Source organism: Rhodopirellula maiorica SM1, assembly GCF_000346295.1.
Taxonomy (GTDB): Bacteria; Planctomycetota; Planctomycetia; order Pirellulales; family Pirellulaceae; genus Novipirellula; species Novipirellula maiorica.
The window spans coordinates 1-2,576 of the sequence record NZ_ANOG01000422.1 but is presented as its reverse complement, the minus strand read 5'-3'; the positions used below and the strand labels follow the sequence as shown (position 1 = coordinate 2,576).

Sequence of the window (2,576 nt, the reverse complement as noted above, 5' to 3'; positions counted from 1 at the left end):
CGAAGCATTTATCCCCCGTGTTTTGCGAGGTTTCAGCGGCAGGACGCAAGCTCTCGGGTTCCTCATCCCGACCAAAACACCGGAGGGCTGTCGCCCATTTCCATCTGCTTTGGCACTAAACGAGTGGCGTTTGTAGCGGCGCGGCGCGGGGCCCGCCCGGTCTAAACCGAACGTTTTACTCGCCTCAGCCGAACGGTTCGCGCCGTGCCGCTACCAAAGTAGATGGCCGTGGGCTCGTGTCCAGCCGCTACAAAATGCAGCACGACGTGCGCCCAAACGGCTTACCGGATTTCATCCAATGATTCCTGGCAAACTGTTTAGCGTAGCCGAGTCGCCAACCGGTATTGTAATGGTGTCACCTTTGTCTCTCGCTTGAACATGGTTGCCATGTAGGCGGCTGTACCGAACCCCGTCGCCTGGGCGATACTGGCAATGGGCAAATCGGTCGACGCCAGCAGTTCCTTCACACGCGCGATCCGAAGTCGGTGTATTTCCGCAAGCGGAGACCGTCCAAACAGCTCTCGAAACTTGACTTGCAAGCTACGGACGCTCATGGGAACCGATCGTGCGACCTCGGCGACGGTGAGCTCCGAGAATACGTTTTCACGAATGTAACGGACCGCGGCCGACAACTCTTGGTCTTTGATCGCAAGTACGTCGGTGGACCGACGAGTCACCACTTCAATGGGGGCGACCCTCTCATCTTCGCCACTATCGTCGCCACCGTTCATCAGGTTTGCCAGCCGCTCGGCTGCTCGATACCCCATTTGCTTTGACGGGTTCAGCACCGCGGACATCGGAGGTGTTGTCGTTTGTGCGATCAACGCGTCCTCAGCGCCAGCCAAAACGGCGACATCATCGGGAACTTGAATGTTCATACACCAACATGCATCTAACAATTGACAAGATGCGGAGGTTCCCCAGGCAAACACGGCAATCGGTTTCTCTAACTTGTGCAACCAACTTTCGATTCTCAAACGCTGCTTCTGCCACTTTTGGCTACCCATGGATTCATGGATGTACTGGAATCGTTCGAGTGGGGCGACGTCCGTTCCGATTTGATCCTGAAACGCATCGGCATGTTTATTGACGTACGAGTAATGCAGTGGACCGACGTAGGCGAAACGCTGGAACCCACGGACATAGAAATGTTCCGACGCTAGCCTTGCCGTCGCTTCGTAATCAATTGCCACTCGCGGAAATGAACATCCCTCGAGTTCAATTCCCGAGATATTGACCACGGGAACGTCACGCGACCGGAGGTCGGCGGCAATATTGGGGTTTGAAACGCGAGCGATGACCCCGTCTCCGTTCCATTGGCTTGGTAGCTGCAACACGTTTTCACGGCCTCGCGGTTCCACTTGCAACTGCCACGGACCATGGTTCTGAGCATAGCTGGTCACGCCACGAATTAAATCGCGTCCCCACTCGGTCGACGTGTCGACTAGAACCGCAACACGCGGCATTTTTTTTTCGGGTAATGCTAGTTGCTTTTTTGACAATCAGTTTTCTCCGTTTTGGCAGGCCGGTGTTGGCGGGCCGGTTTATCGATGTCCCGCAACCGAACGCACGCTCGAGTGCGCAATGAGTATATGCAGTGTGGATGCGCGTTTGCAAAGAATAAAGGCGCATTTGGTTATATCTGAATGGCCGCTGATTGTTAAGAATGTGTTACAGCGTAACGGGGAGTCGACGCCCCCTCACGCTTCTTTTCTTGCGTTTCTTGTCTGTTTTTCGAGGGGATTGGTAATGAATTCGAAACAAACGGCCCAATTCGGGTTTACGTTGGTCGAGCTTCTAGTGGTGATCGCGATTATTGGGGTGTTGGTGGGATTGCTGCTGCCTGCGGTCCAGGCGGCCCGTGAAGCAGCGCGGCGAATGAGTTGCAGCAACAACTTTAAACAGCTTGGGCTGGGGATCCACAACTATCACAGTGCCTACAAGCAATTGCCGCAACACGGTTCTGGTACCGTTGATGAAAACATTACGCCAAACGTGCGGTCATGGCGTGCGACTCCCAATGGCAACATGCTGCAATTATCGATGCTCGTTGCAGTCACTCCGTTTATCGAACAGCAGGCAATTTGGGAACAGATTTCCAACCCGAATGATTACAACAAAGACGGAACCGTTGACTTCCCGGCAATGGGGCCTTCGCACGGCAACATCAATTACGCGCCGTGGGTTACCGAATTGCCAACGCTACGTTGCCCAAGTGACCCAGGCACCGGGTTGCCAGCTCTAGGGCGAACAAATTACGCCGCTTGCCTGGGGGATTCTGGACGACGGTTGCATGATGGACCACGCAACAACGCACTACTGGTCAAATCGAATCCGTCCAAACAATCACGCGCAGCCAATCGGGGTGCGTTTGTGAAATACAAAAGGACAGCGTTCCGCGACGTGCTTGATGGACTTTCCAATACCATCCTGATGGCGGAAATTGCAACGGATCTCGGCGATAAAGATACTCGCACGATCTCGAACGATGTGGGTGCAAAAGGAAACAGCGGCCAAGTCTCTTCCGCCTTGGTTCACGATAACCCATCGTATTGTTCACAGAACGGCATGATTGA

The 2,576-nt window shown here is 54.2% G+C and carries 2 protein-coding genes; one reads left to right on the top strand and one right to left on the bottom strand.

Going from position 1 to position 2,576, the window contains the following annotated elements; genetic code table 11:
* Positions 1–317: 317 nt before the first annotated feature.
* A complete protein-coding gene (locus tag RMSM_RS13520; RefSeq protein WP_040766398.1) occupies positions 318–1,502 on the bottom strand; it encodes an AraC family transcriptional regulator in 1,185 nt (394 codons plus the stop codon).
* 247 nt (positions 1,503–1,749) lie between these two features.
* Here RMSM_RS13520 and RMSM_RS13515 point away from each other — a divergent pair.
* Positions 1,750–2,576 (top strand): DUF1559 domain-containing protein (locus RMSM_RS13515; RefSeq protein WP_008696799.1); only part of this gene is annotated, 827 nt, incomplete at its 3' end.